This window comes from Amycolatopsis sp. NPDC004079 (assembly GCF_040610415.1).
Classification (GTDB): Bacteria; Actinomycetota; Actinomycetes; order Mycobacteriales; family Pseudonocardiaceae; genus Amycolatopsis; species Amycolatopsis halotolerans.
Map to the genome: position 1 here is coordinate 91,274 of NZ_JBEXMH010000025.1, position 22,916 is coordinate 114,189.

General features: G+C 69.6%; 21 protein-coding genes. 14 read left to right on the plus strand and 7 right to left on the minus strand.

Annotated features, from left to right (window positions below):
* Nucleotides 1-57 precede the first annotated feature (57 nt).
* Nucleotides 58-3,195: a GH92 family glycosyl hydrolase gene (locus ABZX37_RS25160; RefSeq protein ID WP_354743402.1), complete on the minus strand. Its 3,138-nt coding sequence runs from the start codon at nucleotides 3,193-3,195 to the stop codon at nucleotides 58-60.
* Between the two features lie 156 nt (nucleotides 3,196-3,351).
* Between ABZX37_RS25160 and ABZX37_RS25165 the strand changes: the two genes are divergently transcribed.
* From ABZX37_RS25165 to ABZX37_RS25185, 5 genes are all read left to right on the plus strand, one after another.
* A complete protein-coding gene (locus ABZX37_RS25165; RefSeq protein ID WP_354743404.1) occupies nucleotides 3,352-3,690 on the plus strand; it encodes a hypothetical protein in 339 nt (112 codons plus the stop codon).
* A 56-nt stretch (nucleotides 3,691-3,746) separates the two neighbouring features.
* Nucleotides 3,747-4,055 (plus strand): cupin domain-containing protein, encoded by a 309-nt coding sequence (locus ABZX37_RS25170; protein WP_354743409.1) that lies wholly within the window; start codon nucleotides 3,747-3,749, stop codon nucleotides 4,053-4,055.
* 79 nt (nucleotides 4,056-4,134) lie between these two features.
* The gene (locus tag ABZX37_RS25175) at nucleotides 4,135-4,962 is read left to right on the plus strand and encodes a peptidoglycan-binding protein (RefSeq protein WP_354743411.1); all 828 of its coding nucleotides are present in this window, start codon (nucleotides 4,135-4,137) and stop codon (nucleotides 4,960-4,962) included.
* 57 nt (nucleotides 4,963-5,019) lie between these two features.
* On the plus strand, nucleotides 5,020-5,838 hold the full coding sequence (locus ABZX37_RS25180) for an LLM class flavin-dependent oxidoreductase (RefSeq protein WP_354743413.1): 819 nt from the start codon (nucleotides 5,020-5,022) through the stop codon (nucleotides 5,836-5,838).
* Between the two features lie 46 nt (nucleotides 5,839-5,884).
* The gene (locus tag ABZX37_RS25185; RefSeq protein WP_354743415.1) at nucleotides 5,885-6,907 is read left to right on the plus strand and encodes an NADPH:quinone reductase; all 1,023 of its coding nucleotides are present in this window, start codon (nucleotides 5,885-5,887) and stop codon (nucleotides 6,905-6,907) included.
* Here ABZX37_RS25185 and ABZX37_RS25190 read toward each other — a convergent pair.
* Nucleotides 6,900-7,760: an SDR family NAD(P)-dependent oxidoreductase gene (locus ABZX37_RS25190; protein WP_354743417.1), complete on the minus strand. Its 861-nt coding sequence runs from the start codon at nucleotides 7,758-7,760 to the stop codon at nucleotides 6,900-6,902. The genes ABZX37_RS25185 and ABZX37_RS25190 overlap by 8 nt on opposite strands.
* Before the next feature lie 67 nt (nucleotides 7,761-7,827).
* On the opposite strand from ABZX37_RS25190, the gene ABZX37_RS25195 reads away from it, so the two are divergent.
* Nucleotides 7,828-8,400 carry a TetR/AcrR family transcriptional regulator gene (locus ABZX37_RS25195; RefSeq protein ID WP_354743419.1) on the plus strand — a complete coding sequence of 191 codons (573 nt, stop codon included), beginning with the start codon at nucleotides 7,828-7,830 and terminating at the stop codon, nucleotides 8,398-8,400.
* A 73-nt stretch (nucleotides 8,401-8,473) separates the two neighbouring features.
* On the opposite strand, the gene ABZX37_RS25200 is transcribed toward ABZX37_RS25195, so the two are convergent.
* Nucleotides 8,474-8,929, minus strand: coding sequence for a MarR family transcriptional regulator (locus ABZX37_RS25200; protein ID WP_354743420.1), 456 nt, complete (start codon nucleotides 8,927-8,929; stop codon nucleotides 8,474-8,476).
* A gap of 96 nt (nucleotides 8,930-9,025) precedes the next feature.
* Here ABZX37_RS25200 and ABZX37_RS25205 point away from each other — a divergent pair, with 96 nt between their 5' ends.
* Together ABZX37_RS25205 and ABZX37_RS25210 are read left to right on the plus strand one after the other, a co-directional pair.
* Nucleotides 9,026-9,901: an alpha/beta hydrolase gene (locus ABZX37_RS25205; protein ID WP_354743421.1), complete on the plus strand. Its 876-nt coding sequence runs from the start codon at nucleotides 9,026-9,028 to the stop codon at nucleotides 9,899-9,901.
* Between the two features lie 501 nt (nucleotides 9,902-10,402).
* A complete protein-coding gene (locus tag ABZX37_RS25210) occupies nucleotides 10,403-10,831 on the plus strand; it encodes a DoxX family protein (RefSeq protein WP_354743423.1) in 429 nt (142 codons plus the stop codon).
* Nucleotides 10,832-10,851: 20 nt separating this feature from the next.
* On the opposite strand, the gene ABZX37_RS25215 is transcribed toward ABZX37_RS25210, so the two are convergent.
* On the minus strand, nucleotides 10,852-11,877 hold the full coding sequence (locus ABZX37_RS25215) for a LacI family DNA-binding transcriptional regulator (protein WP_354743425.1): 1,026 nt from the start codon (nucleotides 11,875-11,877) through the stop codon (nucleotides 10,852-10,854).
* A 118-nt stretch (nucleotides 11,878-11,995) separates the two neighbouring features.
* On the opposite strand from ABZX37_RS25215, the gene ABZX37_RS25220 reads away from it, so the two are divergent.
* From ABZX37_RS25220 to ABZX37_RS25235, 4 genes are read left to right on the plus strand one after another with little or no spacing between them, the layout of a single operon-like run.
* The gene (locus ABZX37_RS25220; protein WP_354743427.1) at nucleotides 11,996-13,432 is read left to right on the plus strand and encodes a cytosine permease; all 1,437 of its coding nucleotides are present in this window, start codon (nucleotides 11,996-11,998) and stop codon (nucleotides 13,430-13,432) included.
* Nucleotides 13,433-13,452: 20 nt separating this feature from the next.
* Nucleotides 13,453-14,517: a C45 family peptidase gene (locus ABZX37_RS25225; protein ID WP_354743429.1), complete on the plus strand. Its 1,065-nt coding sequence runs from the start codon at nucleotides 13,453-13,455 to the stop codon at nucleotides 14,515-14,517.
* On the plus strand, nucleotides 14,514-16,106 hold the full coding sequence (locus tag ABZX37_RS25230) for an amidohydrolase (RefSeq protein WP_354743431.1): 1,593 nt from the start codon (nucleotides 14,514-14,516) through the stop codon (nucleotides 16,104-16,106). Before ABZX37_RS25225 ends, ABZX37_RS25230 begins: the two co-directional genes overlap by 4 nt.
* Before the next feature lie 32 nt (nucleotides 16,107-16,138).
* Entirely contained in the window at nucleotides 16,139-16,996 is an 858-nt protein-coding gene (locus ABZX37_RS25235) for an LLM class flavin-dependent oxidoreductase (protein ID WP_354743433.1), read from the plus strand.
* A gap of 54 nt (nucleotides 16,997-17,050) precedes the next feature.
* On the opposite strand, the gene ABZX37_RS25240 is transcribed toward ABZX37_RS25235, so the two are convergent.
* From ABZX37_RS25240 to ABZX37_RS25250, 3 genes are all read right to left on the minus strand, one after another.
* Nucleotides 17,051-17,509: a MarR family transcriptional regulator gene (locus tag ABZX37_RS25240; protein WP_354743435.1), complete on the minus strand. Its 459-nt coding sequence runs from the start codon at nucleotides 17,507-17,509 to the stop codon at nucleotides 17,051-17,053.
* On the minus strand, nucleotides 17,506-18,864 hold the full coding sequence (locus ABZX37_RS25245) for an MFS transporter (protein ID WP_354743437.1): 1,359 nt from the start codon (nucleotides 18,862-18,864) through the stop codon (nucleotides 17,506-17,508). The genes ABZX37_RS25240 and ABZX37_RS25245 overlap by 4 nt, the downstream gene beginning before the upstream one ends.
* An 894-nt stretch (nucleotides 18,865-19,758) precedes the next feature.
* Nucleotides 19,759-21,732: an ABC transporter ATP-binding protein gene (locus ABZX37_RS25250; protein ID WP_354743439.1), complete on the minus strand. Its 1,974-nt coding sequence runs from the start codon at nucleotides 21,730-21,732 to the stop codon at nucleotides 19,759-19,761.
* Between the two features lie 442 nt (nucleotides 21,733-22,174).
* Here ABZX37_RS25250 and ABZX37_RS25255 point away from each other — a divergent pair, with 442 nt between their 5' ends.
* Nucleotides 22,175-22,606 (plus strand): helix-turn-helix transcriptional regulator, encoded by a 432-nt coding sequence (locus tag ABZX37_RS25255; protein ID WP_354743441.1) that lies wholly within the window; start codon nucleotides 22,175-22,177, stop codon nucleotides 22,604-22,606.
* A gap of 56 nt (nucleotides 22,607-22,662) precedes the next feature.
* Nucleotides 22,663-22,842, plus strand: a complete 180-nt coding sequence (locus tag ABZX37_RS25260; protein WP_354743443.1) for an FDLD family class I lanthipeptide — start codon at nucleotides 22,663-22,665, stop codon at nucleotides 22,840-22,842.
* Nucleotides 22,843-22,916 lie beyond the last annotated feature (74 nt).

Genomic DNA, 22,916 nt, shown 5'->3' on the forward strand with positions numbered 1-22,916 from the left:
CCGAGAAATTCCGGAACCCGCGAACAGATCACACCCTGGGAATCCGGCTTGACAAACTCACCCCAGGCCGAGGGCGAAAACGTGGAGGTCCGGATCGGCCGGGAAAGTCACCGTCGCGATCTTCTTGCCGGCCGGGATTTCCAGCGGCGACGTGGCGTAAACCGAGGCGCCGATTCCCTGGCCGCCGGGCTGATTCCGGTGCGCGGTGCGGGCCACGAGCGTATTGCCGAACACTGGTTCGGTATTTCCGCCCGGCAACACCCAGTCACCGAACGAAAGATCGGCGGTCGCGGTCGTGCCGTCGGTGAACGCGACGGTCGCGCTCCCCCGGTGGTCTCCGTTCGTCGCCGAGCCGACGAAAAGCAGGCGGCCGGCTGAAGTTCCACTCAGCTCGAGCTTCTGCCCGGACGCCACGGCGTTGTCCGGACGGCCGGACGGCGCGGCGGGCCAGACGAACGTCGTACCCGCTGCGTGCCCGGTCGAACCCGGAGCGAGACCGGCGTCGGCGAGCGCTTTTCGTGAATAGCTGTTTCCGGCGCCGTCGAAATTCGCTGAACCGCCGTCGCCGTCATCGGAAATTCCGACATTGCCGAAGGCTCCGGCCAGGCTTCCCTTCGGCGCGACCACCACAATTATCGAGGAAGAAACCGAATGTCCGGCCCCGCGCAACGTTACGGGCACTTCGTAGTAACCCGCGCGAGTTCCCGCCGCGACCGCAACGGTCAGATCCGTTTTCCCGCTTCCGGTGCGATCGTCGAGCCACACCGAACGCGGGCCCGACACGGTGATCCCGGCCGGTGCCGACGTCGCGATGTTCAGCGAGCGCAGGTGGCCACCGAGCCGCTGGCCGTTCACCGCGACGGCGCCGGAGCCGCCCGGTTCGACGGCGACCTGGTTGGCCACCGAGGCGACGTACGGCTCCTCACCGTCCCGATAGGACGGTGGTTGCGTGTTCGCGGCCCAGTTCCGGTCCGGCTGCGCGGACAGCGCGAAGTCGAGCCGCCCGCCGCCCCGCGCGAGGTCCTGCGGCAGCGACGTCCGATCCCACCGGTGCCCGTTCAAGGCCAGGCCGTGGACGTACTGTGTGGTCGTCGACGCACCCGGCGCGCGGATGTCGAGGGTGCGACCGCCCGGCAGGGTCAGCACCGCGCGCTCGAACAGCGGGCTGTGCACGGTGAGATCCGGCGTGCCCGGAGTCGACGGGTAGAGCCCGAGCGCGGCCCAGACGTACCACGACGATTGCGCGCCGAGGTCGTCGTTGCCGGGTTCGCCGTCCGGCGTCGCGCTGAACAGCGTGGTCGCGATCCGGCGCACGACTTCCTGCGTCTTCCACGGCTGGCCGACGTGGTTGTACAGCCACGGCACGCCGAAGTCGGGCTCGTTGCCCGCCCACATGTACGGCTCGTTCGGCCCGACGTTGAGCTTCTGGAAGAACGTGTCGAGCCGCGCGGACACCGCCGCCGGGCCGCCCATCGCGGTCACCAGCCCGGCCGTGTCCTGCGGCACGAGCCAGGTGTACTGCGCGGCGTTGCCCTCGTCGAAGCCGTCCTGGCCGAAGGTGCCGGGCGCGGGCGGCTGGTACGCCGGGCCGTCCGGGAAGCGGCCGTCTTGGCCGCGCGGCTGGAGGTAGCCGGTGGCCGGGTTGAACAGGTGCTGCCAGTTCTGCCCGCGTTTGGCGAAGTCGCGGGCGACGCCGCGGTCGCCGATCGCGCCCGCGAACTGCGCGATGGCGAAGTCGTCGATCGCCCATTCCAGCGTGATCGAGGCCCCGACGCGCGCGTGGTCGCCGCGGGAGGCGTCGTTGTTCGGCAGGTAGCCGCGGGCGAGGTAGTCCGCGATCCCCCGGCGTTCCTGGTACGCCCCTGGCGTCTCGTCCACCGACGTCGCGCCCTTGACCAGGTACTTCAGCGCGGTCTTGACGTCGAAGTCGCGCGCGCCGAAGGCGTAGAGGCTGGACAGCAGCGCGACCGAGCTGTCGCCGGTCATCTGCCCGGTGTAGCCGTTGGCCATCGGCCAGCGCGGCCACCAGCCGCCCTGGACCGCGTCGTTGGTCAGCGACTGCGCCATGTCGCTGGCTTCCTTCGGGAACAGCATGCCGTGCAAGGGCGCGAGCGAACGGTAGGTGTCCCAGTCGGAGAAGTTGGCATACTGCGAGTGCCCGGCCGGGAGGGTGCGGATCTGGTTGTCGAAGCCGATGTAGCGGCCGTCGACGTCGTTGAACGTGTTCGGGTGCATCAGGCTGTGGTAAAGGGCGGTGTAGAACGTCTTGAGCTGCGCGGAATCCTTGCCCGCCACGCGGATCCGGCCGAGCGCGTCGCGCCAGGCGTCTTTCGTCTTCTGGCGCATCGCGGAGAAGTCCCAGCCGGGCTCCATGTTCTTCTTCGCGCCCTGAACGTCCACATAGGACATCGACACCTTCGCGTGCACCGTGCCCGCGTCGCCGAAGGTCAGGTACGCCCCGGCTTTCGGCGCGTCGACCTGGTCGCTGCCCGGCTGGACTGTTTTGCCGTCCCAGGTGCCGTGCGCGGTGAACGGACGGTCGAAGGTGATGTCGTAGTAGACGGTGTACTTGTTCGATTTCCCGCAGAAGTGCCCAGTCGTCGCCTGCCCGCTGACCTCGCGGTCGCCGGTGATCCTCAACCCGGCCGCGGAGTTGCCCGCGAGACTCGCGCCGCCCTTCACGAGCACCTGCGCGTTCTGCCCCGCTGGGAAGGTGAACGCCGCCAGCCCCGTGCGCGTGGTCGCCGTCAACTCGGTACGCACGCCGGAATCGGGAAAAGCGACCGCGTAATAGCCGGGTTCCGCCTGCTCACCGTCGTGCGTGAACCGTTCGACGCGATCCCACGGCTTCGCCCCGACGTCACCGGTGACCGGCAGGATCGGAACGTCGCCGAACGCGTTGCAGCCGACCGACGCGTGGTCGAGGCTGAAGCCGCGGATCTTGTCGCTGTGGTACTGGTAGCCGGCGTAGGACCCGTCGGTGTCCGGCGAAAACTGCATCATCCCGAACGGCGCGGCCGGCCCTGGGAAGTTGTTGATCTCGCCGACCGAAGTTCCGCCGCGCCCGGTGCCGACGAGCGGATCGACGTACGCCGCCGGGTCGCTTACGAGCGGGGTCTGCGGCGCGGCCGCCGCGACCGCTCCCGCTCCGACGACCGCCGCCGTCACCAACGCTGCCACGACTGAGTACCGCACGCTGCCTCCCAGACCTCGTGTTGTCCGACCTTTCCGGCTGGCGGGCCGGGAGGTCAACCGAATGACAGAGATCTGGCCGGTTTTGGGCGGACAGACATCCGACAGGTTGCCCGGAAGGCGGGGAAAGCGCTGTACGGCGCCGATACGCTCGACGCCATGGCGAACGGCTTCGAAGCAGCGATGCGCATGATGCGCAGCCGTGATCCGCAACGCGCCGAGGACGGCTTCGGCTTGCTGCGCGACCGAGCCGCCGAGTACCTGTCCGCGTTGATCGAGGAGTTCGAGAATGAGCAAGCCGACCGCGGACTGCGCAGCTGGCTGCTCGAACTGATCGGACTGGCTGAATCCTCCGAAGCGCTGCCGGTACTCGCCGCCCAGCTCAACAGCCAGGATGAAATGCTCCGCGACTGGGCAGTCGCCGGGCTGACGCGACTCGACACCCGCGAGGCGCGAACGGCACTCTGGCGCGCCCGAGCCAACGGCACCATCGCCTAACCGGGACCCCGCCGATTTCGCCCCAGCCCCCGCTCCGGCGGCTAACGTTCACGGACATGACTGAACCCGCAACCCGGGACGTCGAGGGCTACGAAGTCGGCTCCAGCGTCTCCGTCATCCGCGAGTACGCCACCGAGCCCGGCACCGGACCGCGCCTCCACCAGCATCCCTACCGCGAAACCTTCGTCATCCAGCGCGGCCGCGCGTTGTTCACCATCGGCGCCGAGCAGCGCGAAGGCGTCGCCGGGGACGTGCTCATCGCCCCGCCGGACACGCCGCACAAGTTCGTTTCGCTCGGGCCCGAGCCGTACGAGGCCGTGCACATCCACGAGAACGACCGGTTCGTCACCGAGTGGCTGGAGTGAGGTCAAGCCGCATTTGTACGTCCCGTGTATCCCGCTCGGCGATGCTCGGCCCGGACCGACCAGGACCGGGAGGACACGGATGCTCAGGAAACTCGCAGTGCTCACCGCCGGGGCCGCGGCGGCGGCCACGGTCGCCGTCGCCGCTCCGGGCGTAGCCGCGGCACTGCCGGCGGCGAACATGGAAGCCGTGCTGCTCGCGGCCCAGATCGACCCGCAGCGCGCGGACAACACCCAGACGCCGGGCGCGCACGACAGCGTCCTGCTGGTCGAGAAGGCGTTGCAGGCCAAGGGACTGCTGGACGCCAAGTACGTCGACGGCTACTTCGGCACCACCACGATCGACGCCTACTCGAAGTACCAGAAGTCGCTGGGCTACACCGGAATCGACGCGTCCGGCCTGCCCGGCAAGACCTCGCTGGAGAAACTCGGCGCCGGCCAGTACAGCGTGTCCAACGCAGTGTCCGCGGGCAGCCACGTGACCTATCACGGCGTCACGCTGAACACGCGCACCAAGGCGATGCTTCAGGCGGCGGAGAAGCTGTTCGGCAAGGACGTCGGCCTCACCCAGGGGTCGTACAACCCGGGCGGCGTCGGCGCGTCGGCCGGAACGCACGACGGCGGCGGCGCTTTCGACGTCTCGGTGGCGGACATGTCCTCGGCGACCCGCACCGCATTCGCCAAGGATCTCCGGAAAGTCGGGTTCGCGGCCTGGGTGCGCACGCCCTCGCAGGGCGACTGGGGCTACCACATCCACGCGGTCGCGGTGAACGATCCCGACCTGTCCTCGGGCGCGCAGCACCAGGTCGGAGCCTATTACCTCGGGCAGAACGGCCTCGCCAACCACGGCAAGGACGACGGCCCCGCGGTCAACCCGAAGCTGACCTGGGAGCAGTACCAGCGCGGCTGACCCGCCCGGCTGCCGCATTTGCTGGCGCGAGTGCGGCAGCCGTGGTTTTCTGGTGCCATGGCGGGAAAAACTTTTCGGTTCGGGGTTGTCGCGGCGCCGCAAGAGGGCGGGGCGAAATGGCGGGAAACCGCGCGCCGCGCCGAAGACCTCGGATATTCGACCCTGTTGTCGCCGGACAACCTGCATCTCCCGACCCCGACCGCGTCGCTGGCCGTCGCGGCGGCGGTGACGACCGAACTGCGGGTCGGGACGTTCGTTTTCGCCAGCCCGCTGCGCACCCCGCGCGCGGCCGCCTGGGAGGCGCACAGCCTCAGCGTGCTCACCGACCGCCGGTTCGAGATGGGCATCGGCACCGGCATCCCGCCGATGCGCGAAGCCGCCGCTGAGCTGGGCCTGCCGTACGGTACCGGCCCGGAGCGGCTGGCCCAGGTGTCGGACACGATCTCACACCTGCGCCGACTCGACGGAGACGCGCACACGCCGGTCATGGTCGCCGCGGGCGGGCCGAAAGCGCGCCGGCTGGCGGGTGAACGCGCGGATGTCGTCACCCTCGCCCACGGCATCCTCGCGAGCCGGGCGGAGACCGCGGAGTACGCCGCCGAGATCCGCGGCGCGGCCGACGGCCGGGAGGTCGAGCTGGCGATGAACATTTTCGTGGTCGGCGAGGAAATCCCGCCGTGGATCCGCGGCTTCATCGGGCACGACATCGAGACCCTGGTCGAGCACGATTCGCTCACCCTGCTGCGCGGCGGACCGGCCGCGATGGCCGAGGAACTGCAGCGGCGGCGCGAGGAACTCGGGGTGTCGTATTACAGCGTGAACGGCGCTTTCCTCGAGGATTTCGCCCCGGTGGTCGCGCGGCTCAGCGGACGCTGACGAACGCGGCGGGAATAGCCGCGCCCGCCGGTGAATTGCACCGAGGGTGAAAGCTGTGACCTACCGCCAGTTCGGCGGCCCGGAAGTGCTGACGTTGTCCGAACTCGCCGTGCCGGAGCCAGGGCCGGGCGAGGTGCGCGTGCGGATCGCCGTGTCCGCGGTGAACCCGACCGACTGGAAGGCGCGCTCCGGCTCCCGTTTCGGTACCGAGGCGGAGTTGTCCGTGCCCAACCAGGACGGGGCCGGCGTCGTGGACGCGATCGGCGCCGGGGTGGACGGATTCTCCGTGGGCGACCGGGTGTGGCTGCTGCTGGCCGCCGCGCACTCGCCGACGTCCGGGACCGCGCAGGAGTACACCGTGCTCCCGGCGGACCGGCTCGTGCCGCTCCCCGAGGGCGTCGGTTTCGACGAGGGCGCCGCTTTCGCGATCCCGGCGCTCACCGCGCACCGCGCGCTCACTGTCGCGGAGGACGGACCGCAGCGGCTGGCACCGAATGCGTTGGCGGGCAAGACTGTTCTGGTCAGCGGCGGCGCGGGCGCGGTCGGCAACGCCGCGATCCAGCTGGCGCGCTGGGCCGGAGCGACCGTGATCGCCACCGTCAGCACCGAGGACAAGGCGGCCCTCGCGCGCGCCGCCGGTGCGCAGCATGTCGTGCGGTACACCGAAGGGGACGTCGCCGCGGCGATCCGGGAAATCGCGCCGGACGGGGTCGACGTGATCGTGGAGGTCGCCGTCGGCGTGAACGCTCCCCTGCACGCCGCGGTACTCCGCCCGCGCGGCGTGGTCGCGGCCTACGGCGACGACCGCGGCAACGGAACCGTGACTGTCGACTTCGGACAGAACGTTTTCCTCAACAGCCGCTACCAGTTCCTGGTGCTCTACACCGTCGGATTCGACCGGCTGCGTGCCGGCGCGGAAGACCTGAACGCCGCCCTGGTCGACGGCGGACTCCGGCTCGGCCCCGATCACGGCCTGCCCGTGCAGCGGTTCCCGCTGGCGGAAACCGCTCGCGCGCACGAGGCGTCGGAAAAGGGCGTCACCGGAAAGGTGCTGATCGACGTCAGCTGATCGACGGCTCGACCCCGGTCAGTTCCACGCTCGCCGCCCACAACCGGGCGGCGGCTTCAGCGTCCGCATACGGCCCTCGCACCGGCTCCGGCCGGGGCCGTCCTTTGAGGCCGAACACGCGCGGCCCCCAGATCTGACCACTGTGGACATCCGGACCGACCGCCGCCCGCACCGCTGGTCGCGCACCGCCGTCCTTGCCCTGCAAGGCGATTCGCGCGAGGCTCAGCTTTTGTTTCGTGCTGCGCACATGCAGCGGCGGCCGGTCCGGAGTCAGGCTGTCCAGCGCTCCGCCAGGATGCGCGACAACACTCAGCCTGCTGCTTCCCGCCGCCCTCAGCCGACGATCCAACTCCAGCGCGAACAGGGTCTGCGCGAGCTTCGACCGTTCATACGCAGTTTTCGGCTGGTAGTCACGGGTGCTCTGCAGATCCTCGAAATCGAGCTTCGCTGATTTCGCCGCGAAGCTCCCCGTCGTCACAATCCTCGCGCCCGGCTTCAACCGGTCCTGAAGCGCCGCAGTCAGCGCGAAGTGCCCGAGATGATTGACCCCGAACGTCATCTCGTGCCCGTCCTTGGTCTCCCGCCGCTCGGGCCCGTCGAGATACACGCCCGCGTTCAACACGACCGCTTCGAGCTCCCCGACCTCGATCCCCTTCACCGAGGCCAAGTCGGCAAGGTCCAGCCGCGCCCACGACACCCGCGCCCCCGGCACCCGCTCGCGAAGGACCTTCAACGCAACCTCCGCCTTCGCCGCGTCCCGGCTGCCGAGCACCACCTCCACCCCCGCCTCGGCCAGCTGCTCCGCGACGAAGTAGCCGATCCCGGCATTGCCCCCGGTCACCAGCACCGCCATGACACCCTCCTAAACCTGAAGTGATTCTAACTTTAAACCCACTTCAGCTTTAGGTACAGTGGGGGTCATGGTCAACACCGGACGGCGCGAACGCCGCAAGCTCGAAACCCGGCGCAAGCTGGACGAGGTCGCGCTGCGGCTGTTCTTGAAGCACGGCTACGACGGGGTGACCGTCGCGCAGATCGCCGAGGAGGCCGACATCTCCGTCGCGACCCTCTTCGCCCATGTCCCGGACGGCAAAGACGCCCTGATCTTCGACGACGGTTCCGAACGCCGCGCCGGAATCGTCGCCGCGGTCCGCGACCGGGACGAGCCGATTCTCGCGGCCCTGCACCGATTCTTCGCCGCTCGCGGCCCGTACTCCACGGACATCCCGCCGGAACACGCCCCGAAACGCGACCTGATCGTGCACACGCCCGCCCTGCGCGAATACGCGCGGCGGCTGTGGCATTCCTGCGAACCCGACCTGACCGCGGCACTGGCCGACGAGAGCGGCCTGTCGCCGGACGATCCAGCGGTCCGGGCTCTGGCACGGTTCGTGCTGGAAATCCCGGATCTCACTGGTACCGCGCCGGATCCCGCCGCGGCGCTGGCGTCGGTGTTCGCACTGCTGGAATCCGGATGGCCGCCGAGTACCTGACCCCAGCCTCTCCCGGGGCCTGCCTCTATGCCGAGCCGTCAACGAGTCATTTCGAACTGGCGGCGTCTGCCCGTCAGTCCCGCAAATCGTCGGCAGTGAACGAGCGGCGCTCAGTGAGCTGGGCCAGGTGTGCTTCCAGGGTCTCGAGCTGCGCGGGTCCGATTCGGGTCGCCCAGCGGCTGCGCACGTCGTCGAACAGGGCGCCGCCAATGGCCATCAGCTCGTGGCCTCGCGGGGTGACCCGCACCCGCTTGCGGCGTGCGTCGCTCGGGTCGGGCTCGCGGTCGACGTAGCCGAAGTCCTCCAGTGCGGCGATGGTCTGCGCGGCCGCCTGTTTGGTGACCGCCAGCCGGCGGCCGAGTTCGGAGGCGGTGTCCGCGCCCGCGTCCACGGCGCGCAAGGCGAACTCGTGCACGGGGCGGACGCCTTCGTGGCCGCGCTTCGCGAGCTCCGCGTTCACCTCGTCGACCATGGAGTGGAATCCGCCGAGCAGCAGAAGCGCGAGCTCGGCACCGCTGGACTGCGCCATGCGGCCGATCATACGAGGCCCCTCCATATGGACAAGTTACTTGTCCATCCCCTAGGATTCGACAAGTTACTTGTCTATCAACTCGAAGGGGCCACAATGAACCGCCTCGCCGCCACCATCCCCGGTGTCGACCACCACCGAATCAGCCTCAACGGCACGGAATTGCACTACGTCGCCGCCGGCACCGCCGGGTCTCCCGTACTGCTGGTGCACGGCTTTCCCGAAACCTGGTGGGTGTTCCGCAAGCTGATCCCCCTGCTCAGCGAGCACCACCGGGTGTTCGCCGCGGACCTTCGCGGATTCGGCGACTCCGCCACCGCCACGCCCGAGCACGACAGCGCGACCGCGGCGAAAGACCTCGGCGACCTGATCGCCCGCCTGGACGTCGGACCCGTCCACCTCACCGGCCAAGACATCAGCGGCCCCACGACGTTCCGGGTCGCCGCGACCCGCCCGGACCTCGTCCGCAGCTACACCGGAATCGAGACCGCGCTCCCGGGATTCGGCGCCGAGGCACTCGCCGATGTCGCCCACGGCGGCGCCTGGCACATCGGCGTCCTCGCCGCCCCCGGCATCCCGGAGATGCTCCTCGCCGGACGCGAGCGCGAGTTCCTCGCCGACTACGCGATCCCCTCGCTCGCCGCGAACCCCGACGCGTTCACCGACGCCGACATCGACGAGCTCGTCCGCTCCTACGCCCGGCCCGACGCGTTCGCCGGCGCCGCGGGCCTGTACCGGTCGCTGCTCTCCGAGGGCGAAGAACTCCGCGCGCTCGCGGCCCGCAAACTGGACATGCCCGTGCTCGCGGTGGCAGGCCGCTCGACGAACTTCACGCCCGCAACGCTGCGGCAGGTCGCCAGCAGCGTGACCGCCGTGCACATCGAGCGGATCGGCCACTACGTAGCGATGGAGGCCCCCGACCGGCTCGCGGCCGCCCTCCGCTCCTTCTACGCGGACATCGACCGGAAATGACACCTCGATTCGCTGCGGGGCCACGAATCTCGTCGTCGGCCATGGTCGCGGGTTCGAAACACTGACGGCGGTGCGTGCTCGCCGGATCTCGACGCGTTCCGCTTCGCGGCCGCGTCCTCGAATTCCGTCCGCCGAGTCGCGGAGGCATCAGCGAGGTCCCAGCCATTCGCCGCTCCCCCACAGCCCCGAGCCCGCCCCGGAACCCGTACCGCATTGCCCGCCACGGAATCCGCGCCCGCGTCCCTTCCGGCGCGGCTCCCCGGCAGACGCCGGAAACCCCGTTCCCCCCAACGGACCCGCCGGTTCCCCGAACCGGACGCCACCCCCTTCCCCAGCCGTTACCACAGCCCGCGGATCAGGCGAAACCTGACTTTCGCAGGTATCGCCGAGACTCCGGTCACCGGTATACCTGACACCGGTCCAGGAAAGGTCTGGACCACTCTGCGGACGGTAGCGATGTCCGAACGGCCGTCCGCCCGAGTCGTCCTATGTGGAGGCATCATGCACCGGCTGGACGCGGCACAGGATTACGCGCTCGGTTTGTTCCGCATCGTCGTCGGGTTCCTTTTCGCCTGCCACGGCGTGAAATCGCTGTTCGGAGTGCTCGGCGCGCACGGCGCGGCACAGGCGGGCTCGTGGCCGGGGTGGTGGGCCGCGCTCATCCAGCTCGTCGCGGGCGGTCTCGTCCTGCTCGGCGTCGCCACCCGGCTCGCCGCGCTGATCGGGTCCGGGTCGATGGCGTACGCCTACTTCTCCGTCCATGTGTCGCAAGGGCTTTTCCCCATCGAGAACGGCGGCGAAGCGGCCGCGATGTTCTGCTGGGCGCTGCTGCTGCTCGCGTTCACCGGCCCCGGCCGGCTCGCGCTCAGCGGGGCGCTCTCGGGATTGCGGCCGCGCGAATCGCGTGTCGGAGCGGTCCCGCACGCCTGACCCGGAACGAAAACATCCGCTTATCCCCGGGTCGACCCGCGCACTATCAGCTCGTACTCCGCCGGCCCGGGGACAGGCGGTTCAATCCCTTCGACCCGGTCGGCGAGCACCGCGACCGCGATGCGGGCCAGCCGCACCGGCCGGAGGTCGACGGACGTGATCGGCGGGACGGACGACCGGGTGTGCTCGGAATCGGAATCCGCGCCGCAGGCGATGCGCACGTCGCCGGGCACCGCCAGTCCCCGCGCCCGCGCGGCGGCCAGCACCCCGGCGGCGTGCCGTCCGGTCTGGCAGTACACCGCGTCCGGCGGCTCGGCCGTCCCGAACAGTTCCTCCCCCGCCTCGCGTCCGCCCGCTTCCCCGGCGACCTCCGCGCGGCGCACCGCCAGCGGCCGCTGCCCGCGAGCGCGAACCCAGTCCAGGTAAGCCCTTTCGGCGTCCAGGTTCCACTCGTTGCGATCGGTGCCCAGCACCGCCGCGACCCGCGACCCGCCCGCCGCGGCCAGGTGGTCGAGCACCTCGGCGACGATCCGCCCGGTGCCGAGGTCGAGGTAGTCCGGCGACGCGGGCCGCGCCGGGTCCCGCCCGACGCCGAGGAACGGCACGCACTCGCGGGTCAGCATCGTGATCAGCGGATCGTTCTCGACCGGTTCGGTGATCAGGAACCCGTCGCAGGCGAGCCCGACCGCGGGCGCGTCGGCGCGCGTCGGGTCCGGCACCAGCATCAGGCCGTACCCGCGTTCCACCGCGGCCAGCGCGGCCGACCCGGCGAACCGCAGGAAGTAGTCGACGCCTTCCAGGAACGCGGTGTCCAGCGGGTCGAGCGGCCGCACCACCAGCCCGAGCACCCCGAGCCTGCTGGACCGCAGCCCGCGGGCGACTGTGTCCGGCCGGTAGCCCAGCTCGCGCGCCGCCTCCCGCACCCGCTCCGCGGTCTCGGCCGCGACAGTCCCGTTCCCGCTGAAGGCGTGCGACACCGTGGTCGGCGAAACCCCGGCGCGGCGGGCGACGTCCTTGATGGTCGCCCGCGTTCTCTTCCCGGCCATGGCGCAGCAGCCTAACCTCGGCCAAATCGTTTTGGAAACCGCTCCGGCCCGGCCATTGCCCAAATCGATTTGGGTCCTTACCGTGACCCGGGTCGATTCCCCGGTCCGGAGGTTCGCCATGACCGCTCCCGCCACCCCGCCCGCGCCACCCGGCACGTCCGCGCCGCCGCCCGCCCGCTCCGGGCGCGGTCCCCGGGTGGAAGCCCACGGCATCGACGTCATCGGCGACGACGAGCGGCACGGCCGGGCCCGCGACCTGTTCGGGGTGTGGGCCGCGCCCAACGTCAGCTACCTCAGCCTGGTCGTCGGCGGCGCGCTGGTGCTCAGCGGATTGAGCCTGCCGCAGGCGCTCGCGGTGATCGTCGTGGGCAACCTGTGCTGGGCGCTGGTCGGCCTCGTCGCGGTCAGCGGCCCGGCGGCGGGAGCGCCGAGCGAGGTCATCATGCGGGCGATGTTCGGCACGCGCGGCAATCGCTTCGTGATCGGGCTGAACGGCTGGCTCGTTTCGGTCTGCTACGTGGCCTTGAGCTGGTCCGCGGCCTCGGTGACCGCGTTCAGCCTGTGCGCGCGGCTCGGCATCGAGCTGAACACCCTGGGCAAAGTCCTCGTGATCGTCGCGATCGCCGCGGCGACGCTGGTGATCAGCGTGTACGGCCACTCCGTGATCGTGCGCCTCTACCTGCCGCTCGCCATCGTGACGACCGCGGTTTTCCTGGTGCTGGGCGGATTCCTGATCCGGCACACCGCGTGGAGCTACCAGCCCGCGACGCCGCTGCACGGGGCCGCGCTGTGGGCGGCGCTGGCCGGCGGCGTGGCCCTGGTCGCGTCCGCCGCGTTGTCCTACAACACCAGCGCGGACTTCGCGCGCTACCTTCCGCGCGACACCAAACCGTTCGCCGTCGCCGCCTGGACCGCCGCCGGAGCCTTCCTGCCGAGCGTCGCGTTCACCGCGCTCGGCGCGTTCGCCGCGACCACTTTGGACATGAGCGACCCGCAAACCGCGCTGGAATCCGTTCTGCCGTCCTGGTTCACCCCGATCTTCCTGGTCGCGGTGATCCTCGGCGCGATCGCCAACAACGCGATGACCGTCTACAGCTCCGGCCTCGCGCTGCAGGCGATCGGCGTCCGCCTGCGCCGTTCGCGCAGCGTCCTGCTCGACGGCACCGCCGGGGTGCTGCTCACCCTGTACGCCTTGCTCGTGTCGGATTTCCTCAAGGCAGTCAACGACCTGATGCAGCTGATGGTCGTCGTGCTCGGCCCGATGATGGCGATCTACGTGACCGACCTTCTGCTGCGTCGCAACCGCTACGACGGCCACGCGCTCGCCGACGAACGCCGCGGCGGCCCGTTCTGGTACGTCGGCGGCGTGCACTGGCCCGGCATCGCCGCCCTCGTCCTCGGCGCGACCGCGTCCGCGTTCTGTCTCTCCGTTCCCGGCATGTACACCGGATTCGTGGCGCGCGCGGCCGGCGGGATCGACTTCTCGCTGCCAGCGGGAATGCTGATCGCCGCCGCGATCTACCTGCTCGCCGGCCGCCCGCGCGCCACCGCCTGACCTCGATCGCAAGGAACAGAATGCACCTGCTCGTCAACGATTCCGATCCGCACGCCCGCGGCGTTTCGCGCGGCACCCAGCTGCGCGCCGGCCTCGCCGACACGCTGGAGCTGTATCTGCGCTGGTTCGACACCCTCGGCATTCCCGAGCAGCAGATCCGGACCGACGCACTCCGGTTGCTGGACAACGTCGACGCTTGGCGGAGCCGCTACGCCGACGAAATCGCGGGCATCGCCGCAGGTGCCGGGATCGAACTGTGGCAAGCGGCGGCGCTCAACGGACGCACGGAAATCATCGCCGCCGAACCGCGCACCCAGCCGGAATGCTCAACCCTCGTGCGCGTTCCCGGCACCAGTTCGCCGTTCGGAATCCAAACCTGGGACTGGCACACCGAACTTTCGGACTGCTGGCACACGCAGGAAGTACGCGGCACGCGGTATGCCTTCGCCGGGATCACCGAACACGGCATCCTCGGCAAGATCGGTGTCAACAGCGCAGGTCTCGGCCTGTTCTTCACCATCCTCGGCCACCAGGACGATTCCGCCGCCGGTGTCCCGGTCCACGTCTTGGCCGCGGCCGTGCTGGCCGAGGCAGGCAGCACCGCCGAAGCGCTCGACCTGCTGCGAACAGCCCCGATCCGCACGTCCGGAGCTTTCACACTGCTCGATCCCGACACAGCGGTCTGCGCCGAGCTGAGCCCGGCCGGAGTGACCACCCTCGACCCGGAAGCAGGTTTTCTGGTGCACACCAACCACTTTCTCGACCCTGACACCGCCGCCCGCGAGAAACGCGGCCTGTTCGAGCCGGACTCCCAGCTGCGGCACGCCCTGGTGACCACCCGGCTGCGGGACTATCCGACGCCCTCCCATGCCGTCGACCTCGTCGCCTTCCTCCGCTCCGGCCCCGGCGAACCGAAGCTGTGCTGCGTCTCGGAACCGGACGCCGCGTTCGGCGACCGATGGGCGACCCTGGCCACGGTCCTGCTCGAACCAGCCGCCCGGACCGTGCGGGTGCACGCGGGCAACCCGAACACCCTGGCGGGCTGGCGAACCTTCGCGGCGGCGGAAACGGTGGTGGCCCGATGACCCCGGTGCACTACCGCGGCGGCCGGATCTTCACCGCGAGCGCGTCCGGCTGGGCGGAATCCATGGTCGTGCGTGGCGAAACCATTGAATACGTAGGCAGCACCGCGGAGGCCGACCAGATCGAGGCTCAGGTAGTCGAACTGGACGGAGCCTTCGTGCTGCCCGGGTTCGTCGACGCGCACACGCATCTGGTGTCGATGGGCGAAGCCTTGGAGCAAGTCGACCTGTTCTCCGCGACTTCCCCCGAAGACATCCAGCACCGGCTCGCCCGCGCCGCAGCGGACAATCCGGCAGCGCCGCGAATCCTCGGCCGCAGCTGGCTTTTCGACGCACTCGACGGCCGGGCACCGCACCGGAACCTGATCGACGCGGTGGTCCCGGACCGGCCGGTCTACCTCGCCGCGAACGACGTCCACTCCGCGTGGGTCAACAGCGCCGCCCTGCGCGAGCTGGACATCGACCGCGACACGCCCGACCCGCTCGACGGGCACATCGGCCGCGACGAGACCGGCGAGCCGGACGGCATGCTGTACGAAACCGCCGCACTGCAACTGATGCGGCACTTCCTCGACGACCAGACCAGCGACGCCGACCGGGACCGCGCGCTGGCGTCCGCGTTCGCGCAATACCTCGCGGACGGCGTCACGACCGCTGTCGACATGGCGCTCACCGAGGCCGATCTCGCCGCCCTGGAACGGGCCCTCGAAGACGGACGGCTTCCGCTGCGTGTCGCCGGACACTGGCTGATCGAACGCACCGGAAACACCCGGGATGATCTCCGCCAGGTCGAGCGCGCGGCCGAGTTGAGCGCGCGGCTGTCCGGGCCGTGGCTCCGAGTGGCGGGGATCAAGCTGATGGTCGACGGAGTCATCGACACTTGCACTGCGGCCATGAAAAAGCCGTTCGCCGACGGCAGTCACCCTGGGCCGTTGTGGCCGCCGGACGCGCTGGCCCCGGTCGTCGCGGCGGCGGACGCGGCGGGCCTGCAGGTCGCGATGCACGCCATCGGCGACGAAGCGTCGGACATCGCACTGTCGGCGCTGGAGCACGCGATCAAGGTGAATGGACCGCGCGACCGGCGGCATCGGCTCGAACACCTGGAGACCGTGACCTCCGAGAACGTCAAGCGGCTGGCCAAACTCGGTGCCGTCGCGTCGATGCAGCCAGTGCACGCCGACCCGGCGATCCAGGAAAACTGGCGCGCGAAACTGGGCGACGACCGTGTGCGGCGCGGCTTCCCGTGGCCGGAACTGACCGCCGCGGGCGCCGTCCTCGCGTTCGGCTCCGACGCCCCGACCGCGCCGCACCCGCCGCTGCCGAACATGTACATCGCGACGACCCGCCGGTCCGCGCTGAACCCTGACCTGGAACCCAACCTGCCGGAATACGCGCTGCCCCTGGCCGAAGCCCTCGCCCACGGCACCCGCGACGCCGCGTATGCGTGCCGGTGGGACGGGCTGACCGGCCAGCTCGCGCCGGGCCTGGCCGCGGATTTCGCAGTGCTGGACGTCGATCCGTTCGTCGAAGCACCAGACGCACTGCTGCGGGCCCGGGTGCGGCAGACCTTCGTGGCGGGCAAATCCGTTTGACGCGTTCGCCGGGGCTGGGCAGGGTTGGCGGCATGCGTTTCTCGTTCTGCATCCCGAACTTCGGCGACTTCGCCGACCCGCGCGCGGTCGCCAAGGTCGCTTCGGCAGCCGAAGAGGCAGGCTGGGACGGCCTGTTCGTCTGGGACCACGTGGTGCTGGACAAACGTCCCGGCCGCCTGTTCGGCGACCCGTGGATCCTGCTCACCGCCGCCGCGCTCGCCACCAGCCGGATCCGCCTCGGCCCCATGGTCACGCCCGTCGCGCGCCACCGCCCGCAGCAGCTCGCCCGCGTGGTGTCCACTTTGGACAACTTGACTGGCGGCCGGGTCGTGTTCGGCGTCGGGCTGGGCGCGCCGCTGGAGGCGGAGTTCGGCGACTTCGGCGAATCAGCCGACCCGAAGGTGGTCGCCGAGAAGCTGGACGAGGGCGTCGACCTGATCGCCCGGTTGTGGACCGGCGAGCCGGTGACGTTCTCCGGCAAGCACTTCACCGCCCGCGACGTGACGCTCCTCCCGCCGCCGGTGCAGCGCCCGCGCCCGCCGGTCTGGGTGGCGGGCCGGTGGCCCAACCGCCGCCCGATGCGCCGCGCGGCTCGCTGGGACGGCGTGGTGCCGATCTTCGAGTCCGCTGGCACCAAGGGGTTGCCGGAGGTGTCCGAGGTGCGGGACATGATCGCCTACATCCGGAGCGAGCGGGACACCGACGCACCGTTCGACGTGGTGTTCGGCGGAACGAGCCCCACCGACCCAGTCCAGGCGCGAAGTGTCGTCGAACCGTTCGCCGAGGCCGGTGTTACGTGGTGGGAGGAGAGCCTGCCGTTCGGGAGCCCGGAGGAGGACAAGCTGGAGCCCGTGCTGCGGCGGGTCGAGGCTGGGCCGCCCGCGCTTTAGGCCCGCTTCCGCAAGCGTCCGGCGGCTCGCTCGGCGCGGCAGCCAACCGAAGGTTCAGTGCGGCTGCCCGGTCTCCGCCAACGCGTCGATCGCCCCCACCAGCTCGTTCAACGCAGGCACCGCCGCCGCGATCAGGTGTCGCCACGCCGGATGCACCCCGTCCAGCGCCGCGGCCAAGATCGCCGCGTTGTGCCCCTGCCACCGCTCGACCGCGGCCCGGCCGGTATCGGTGAGCTCGAGCGCCACCGTCCGCCGGTCGTCACCACCGCTGGTGCGGGTCACGAGGTCCCGCGAACGCAACCCCGTGACCATCGTGGTCACCGAATTCGGCGCGAGCTTCAGCAACTGCGCGATCCGGCTAGGCCGCGCGCCGGGATTCTCGAAGAGGCACGACAGCAACTCCAGCTGCGCCACCGACAACGTGTTGTCCGGATCCGCGGTGCGCGCGGCCCGCCGCATGGCCCGCCGGAGCCGGGCGACGACGTCGGCGAGCGCGGGTTCGGGCGCGGTCACCGGGCCCGCTCCGGGCGTGCCGCCAGCCCGGTCGCCGCGGCCAGGACGCCGGCCCCGGCCAGCACGGCCAGCGCGGCCGCTTCCCCGCCGGTGTGCAGGCACAGTGTCACGAGCGCCACGCCCAGCGCCGTCCCCAGTCCGCGTGCCATGTTCACCAGTCCTCCTCCGGTGGCCGACATCCGCGCCGGGATCGCGCTCATGACAGCCGAGTTGTTGGCTGGAATGAACACTCCCAGACCGAGCCCGGCCACCACCAGCGACACGCCCACCTCCCAAGGAGCGGACGCCGGTCCCAGCGCCGCGCATCCCGCCGCCGCCACGAGCGCGCCCAGCACGGTGCGTCCGCGGGACCCGAGCCGCTTCGGCAGCACCCGGTCGGCGAGCACCGCCGCGACCGCGAACCCGGCGGGAAGACACGTCAGCACCGCACCGGTCCCACCCGCCGTGCCGAGCACCTGCGGCAGCAACGTCAGCGGCCCGAACAACACGAGGTATCCGCACAACGCACCGGCCAGCCCCAGCGACACCACCGGCGGCCGCAGCACCGACAGCTGCAGGATCGGGCTGCTCGCCGCCTTTTCGCGCAGCACGAACCCGATCGCGGCGAAGACGGCCGCCCCGGCCAGCGCGACGAGCAGCCACCCCGGCATCTCCAGCCCGGACACCCCGGAAATCACCAGCAGCAACGCCGTCGACGCGGTCGCCAGCAGCCCGACCCCCGCCCCGTCGAAGCGACCCAGCGGCGTGCGCTCGCGAGTGCGCGGCAGGAGGTAGCGCCCAGCGATCAGCCCGGCCAGCCCGACCGGCGCGTTGACCAGGAAGACCCACCGCCAGCCGACGGTGTCGACCAACAGCCCGCCGACCGCGGGTCCCAGCGCGAGCCCCAACGCCTGCGCCGCCGCCTGCACCCCGAGCGCGGCGCGCGCCCGGTCCTCGCGGACGCTCCGCACCACCAGCGCGACACTGTTGGCCTGCAACATCGCCGCCCCGATCGCCTGGACGACCCGGAACGCGACCAGCCAGCCGAGCGTCGGCGCGAGCCCGCACGCGACGGACGCGACGGTGAACACACCGAACCCCTGCACGTACGTGAGCTTCCGCCCGACCGCGTCGGCCACCCGCCCGACCGCCGCCAGCAATCCCACGAGCGCGAGCAGATACGCCAGCGACACCCACTGGACGGCGGCCAGCGGAGCCCCGTACTCGTGCTGCAGCGCGGGAAAGGTGAGCGTGACGATGCTGGCGTCGAGCTGCCCCATGAACGCCCCGAAACACACCGCGCCGACGGCGAACCACCCCGCCTTCGGATGATCCCGCACGACCGCCGGCCGAGCCCGCTCCAGGCCGATCGTCACTGCCGCCTCCCGTACGATTAGTTCTGCTACAGAACTACTGTACGGGATATACGTACATATTACAGCCCTGGGATGGTGACGTTTACCTGAGTGGCGGGGTGAGATAGGTCGCCTGACGAGTTAACTGAAGGTGACGGCTAGTATCTCGCGGTCCTGTCGCATGGCGAAGCTTTCTCCGTCACTGCGTGCTCGCCCGATACGCAGAAGCCGACCGTGATCACGCTCGCCCCTTTGCCCCGGGGCCGGCCCTTGGGCAGAACTGCGGCCGATTGGGCCGAAATCTTGTTCCCAGCCAGCGAAGTCGACGGCCAGGCGGCAAGTACGCAGACCCGATCGGCAAGACTGGTCGCCGCCTGACGCAGGCTAGCGCAGCGCCGCAGTCCAGCCCTGGCTCGCGTGCTGGTACATCGTCGACAATGCAGGCGTCGGTCAGGATCACTGGTGTCCCAGATCCGGGCGGTGCAGCCGAAGCCTGCTGAACGATCAGATTCCCTGCGCGGTTGAAAGCCAGGCGAACACGTTGTCGACGCGCTCGCGCGGTACGTTCACCGAGCGCGGAGAGTGCGTGATGTCCAGGAACCGAGCTGTCCTCTCGGTGCGGCCGGGCCATCAGGAGGTGCCACCTGGTGCTTCAGCAACGACCTCGACCGCTCTGCTGCATTCACGCGAGACGCAAGAGCGGCGGGAGCACGGGGTTCAACCATGTTCCACAAGCGGACAACGCGAGCGTCGCTGCCCAGGTGCCAACGGCTGACGGTCCCGGGTCAAGCGACGATGCTGATTGCGGCAGTGCGTGCGGCGAACAGACGAATCCGGGCATGCGCGGAGAGGCGATGTTCCGCAGCCGAGCAGTTCTGTCGTTGCCACCGACCGCGAGGAGGTGCCTGTCGCAGGCTAAACAACCCAGACCTCTTCCGACCGCTCAGTCGCACAGCAAGCTGGGCTGGCCCAGCGTGATGCCGTCGACGGTGGCGGCGTACCGGCGGTGAGCAGGCCGGAGCGGCCGTCTCTCAAGAGCGCCGGCCGATAGGCCTCAAGCGGCAACTGCCCGGCCAGCACGGGATCTGCGTCCACCAGGATATCGGTGTCCCCAGCGGCTTTCTCCGCAAACGAAGCGCCTCGCTGTTCGGCGACCATCTGGTGGATGCACAGCGCGTACACCGCAGCGAACGCCGCGACCAGCAGCAGCATGACCAAAAGCGCGAGAAGCACCCGGAGCCGCCGAGTCCGGCGGAGGGCTGTCGCGTGTTCGCGCTCCGCGGCAGCGATGCTGTCTTCCAGGAACCGCTTTTCTCGCGGCGTGAGCGTGACATCGGTAGTAGCGACCCATTCCCGGGTCAAGGCAAGGCGGGTACCTCGATAGAGGGCACCAGCGTCGTGGTGCAGGGCTTCCCAGCTGTCTACGGCGTCCGTGAGCCGACAACGGATCCGCAGCCCGTCACGATCACGCGTCAGCCAGTCGCGCAACCGCGGCCAACACCAGATCAGACCCCCGTGAGCGAACTCGACTGTCGCCCCGTCCACCGCGAGCAACCGCGCCTGGGTCAGCCGTTCCAGCACTACTGCGGCGTCCGGACAGTCGAGAGCGAGTTCGCAGCGGGAGGCCCGGCGTTTGGTGTCCGCGTTATCCTCCCCCAGCGAGACCAGCCGCAGGAGCAGATCGCGGGCCAGGAGCCGGTGCCGGTCGGCTAACTCAAGGTAAGCAGTCTCCGCGGTGCGGACCAACGCGTGCTCGATCCCGCCGCTGGCCTCGTATCCAGACAACGTGAGAGCGGCGCCGTCACAGCGATGCCACGTTTCCGTCATCACGCGCGACACCCACGGAAGTGCCCCGGCCTGGCCGCCCGCGTCGGCGATCACCGCAGCCAGCAGTGCCGCTTCCACGGTCACCCCGCTCTGCGCGGCAGGCTGGACGATCGCCTGCCGCAACTGCTGGGCACTCATCGGGTCGAGCAGCATCTGCGCGTCCGTGAGCGCATCGGCCAGCAAGGGGTGCTGCGCGCAGTTCACGGAGAAATCGCTGCGGACTCCGAGCACCACCCGAGTCCGGCTCGTCGCCGTCTGGGCCGCGTGCAGCAACGCGGCGATGAACAGATCTCGCTCGTCCCGGTCCTGGCAGGCGGTGAACACCTCCTCGAACTGATCGACGACCACCAGCATCTCCGCGTCGAAGCTCTGGCGGGCCATGAGCTGACGGATCCGCAGATGCAAGTTCACTGGGTCCTCGCTCAGTTCTCCGCGCAACACGGCAGCGGAGTCCTCGGTGAGTTTCGCGAGGTGCACGGCACATTCTTCGAGCGGATGCCGCCCGGGCACTATCAGCATCACCGGCCCGGAAGAGCCCGAGCCGTGCTCAGCCGCCTGAGCCCGGGCGATCAGACCCGCGCGCAGCAAGGAAGATTTCCCCGCTCCGGACCGGCCAACCAATGCAACAAAGCGCTGTTTCCGCACGCGGCCTGTCAATTCCGCAATCGCCGAGTCCCTCCCGCAGAAATACTCCGCGTCCTCCGCGCGAAACACCGCAGCCCCGACATACGGACATCGCCGGTCGTCCTCTCTGCGTTTTCGTTCGTCTACCGGAGAGCTGGGGCCGTTTTCGGCTTTCTGACCAACCGCCAGTTCGCTCCAGTTGCGCTCCCACTCGACCATGTCCCCGCCGCACGCCTTCACGTACGCCAGCGTGACGGGAAGGCTGGGCAGCTTCCGGCCCGCCGCGGCCTCGGACAGGCTGGCCGCGGAATAGTGCGTCTGAGCGCCTAAGTCGCGGTACGTCGGGTTCCCGGCGCTTGCGCGCAGCCGGCGCAGACCGGCCGCGAATCGCAACAGCGGTGTGTCGTCTCCATCCAGCGGGCGCTCCGGACGCGGCATGACATCTCCTCCCCGCCTCTCATTGTTCAGACGTTGTTGTTCAACGTCCAGTGCGGAACCTTGAACAACCCGAACGCACTAGACCTGGACATCGGAACGATTTCATGTGTCACAGAGGAATCGAATGCCCGAAGGCATCGATCCCATGACCAAGGGGGAGATATGCAGTCTGTTGCGGGAACGACCTCTCGTGAGTGTCCGCCAGCAGCGCCTCAACGACAGGCGCGACCGAATGCCAAGCTCGCGCGGCCGGGCTCCGAGCCTCGCACATCCCTGCAGCCACGTCAGATTTCGGCAACTAATCCAACTTCACGTCAGCAGGAACCGTTTCATCGCAAATAGCGGAAGATGCCATCTTCGCCTTTCATGAGCGAGCACCGATTCGAATTCATTGGCCAGATCGCCGCGAGGAAGCCCTTCTCGCAGTGAATCGCCGACCAAGATGAACGCAGTCGCGCCCGCGGAGAGACCCGCTGCCATCGCGGTGATCGACCGCCTCGCGGTCCGCGCGGAGGGGAAGGCGGTTCGTCAGGTCGAACTGAGCGCGTGCTCGCGCGAAGGAGAAAGCATGGTCGCCGTGGCGAGCTGCAAGTGTTGTTGCTGGCTGGAGGCACTTCCCAGAGTCAGCACGCTGACAACGCGAGAAATGGAGGTGTTCACCTTACTGCAGGCAGGCGAATCAAACCAGGCCATTGCCGACGAGTTGTACATCACCGAGCGCACAGTTCGGGCGCATCTGGCGCAGATCATGAGAAAACTCGAGCTCACCAATCGCGTGCACCTCTGCCTGGCATCCTATTTCTACTTTCACGCCGCCCCTGGAGATCTTGTCGCGCACGACAATAGCGGCCGATGCGAGCCAGGGCCACGCTGATTCATGTCATTGAAGCCGCCGGCCGCGGGCCGGCGAGATCCGAAAGGACGTACGCCATGGATGCATTCGATCTCGACGCCAAGGTGACGACTCCGGCCACCGGGGTTTCTTCCAACGCACCGGTGTCGATTACCAGTATTCTCACCAGAGTGGTCTGCCCCAAGACCCCGGCCTGCTCGAAGTCCACTTGCAAGTGCACGACGATCGGTATTTGCACCTCCAGCTGCCGGCGCTGAACTTCGGGCTGAACTGACGGCGGGGGTGGGGGGGGCGCCCCCGGGGGGGGCCCGGCCGCCCCCCCCCCCCCGCC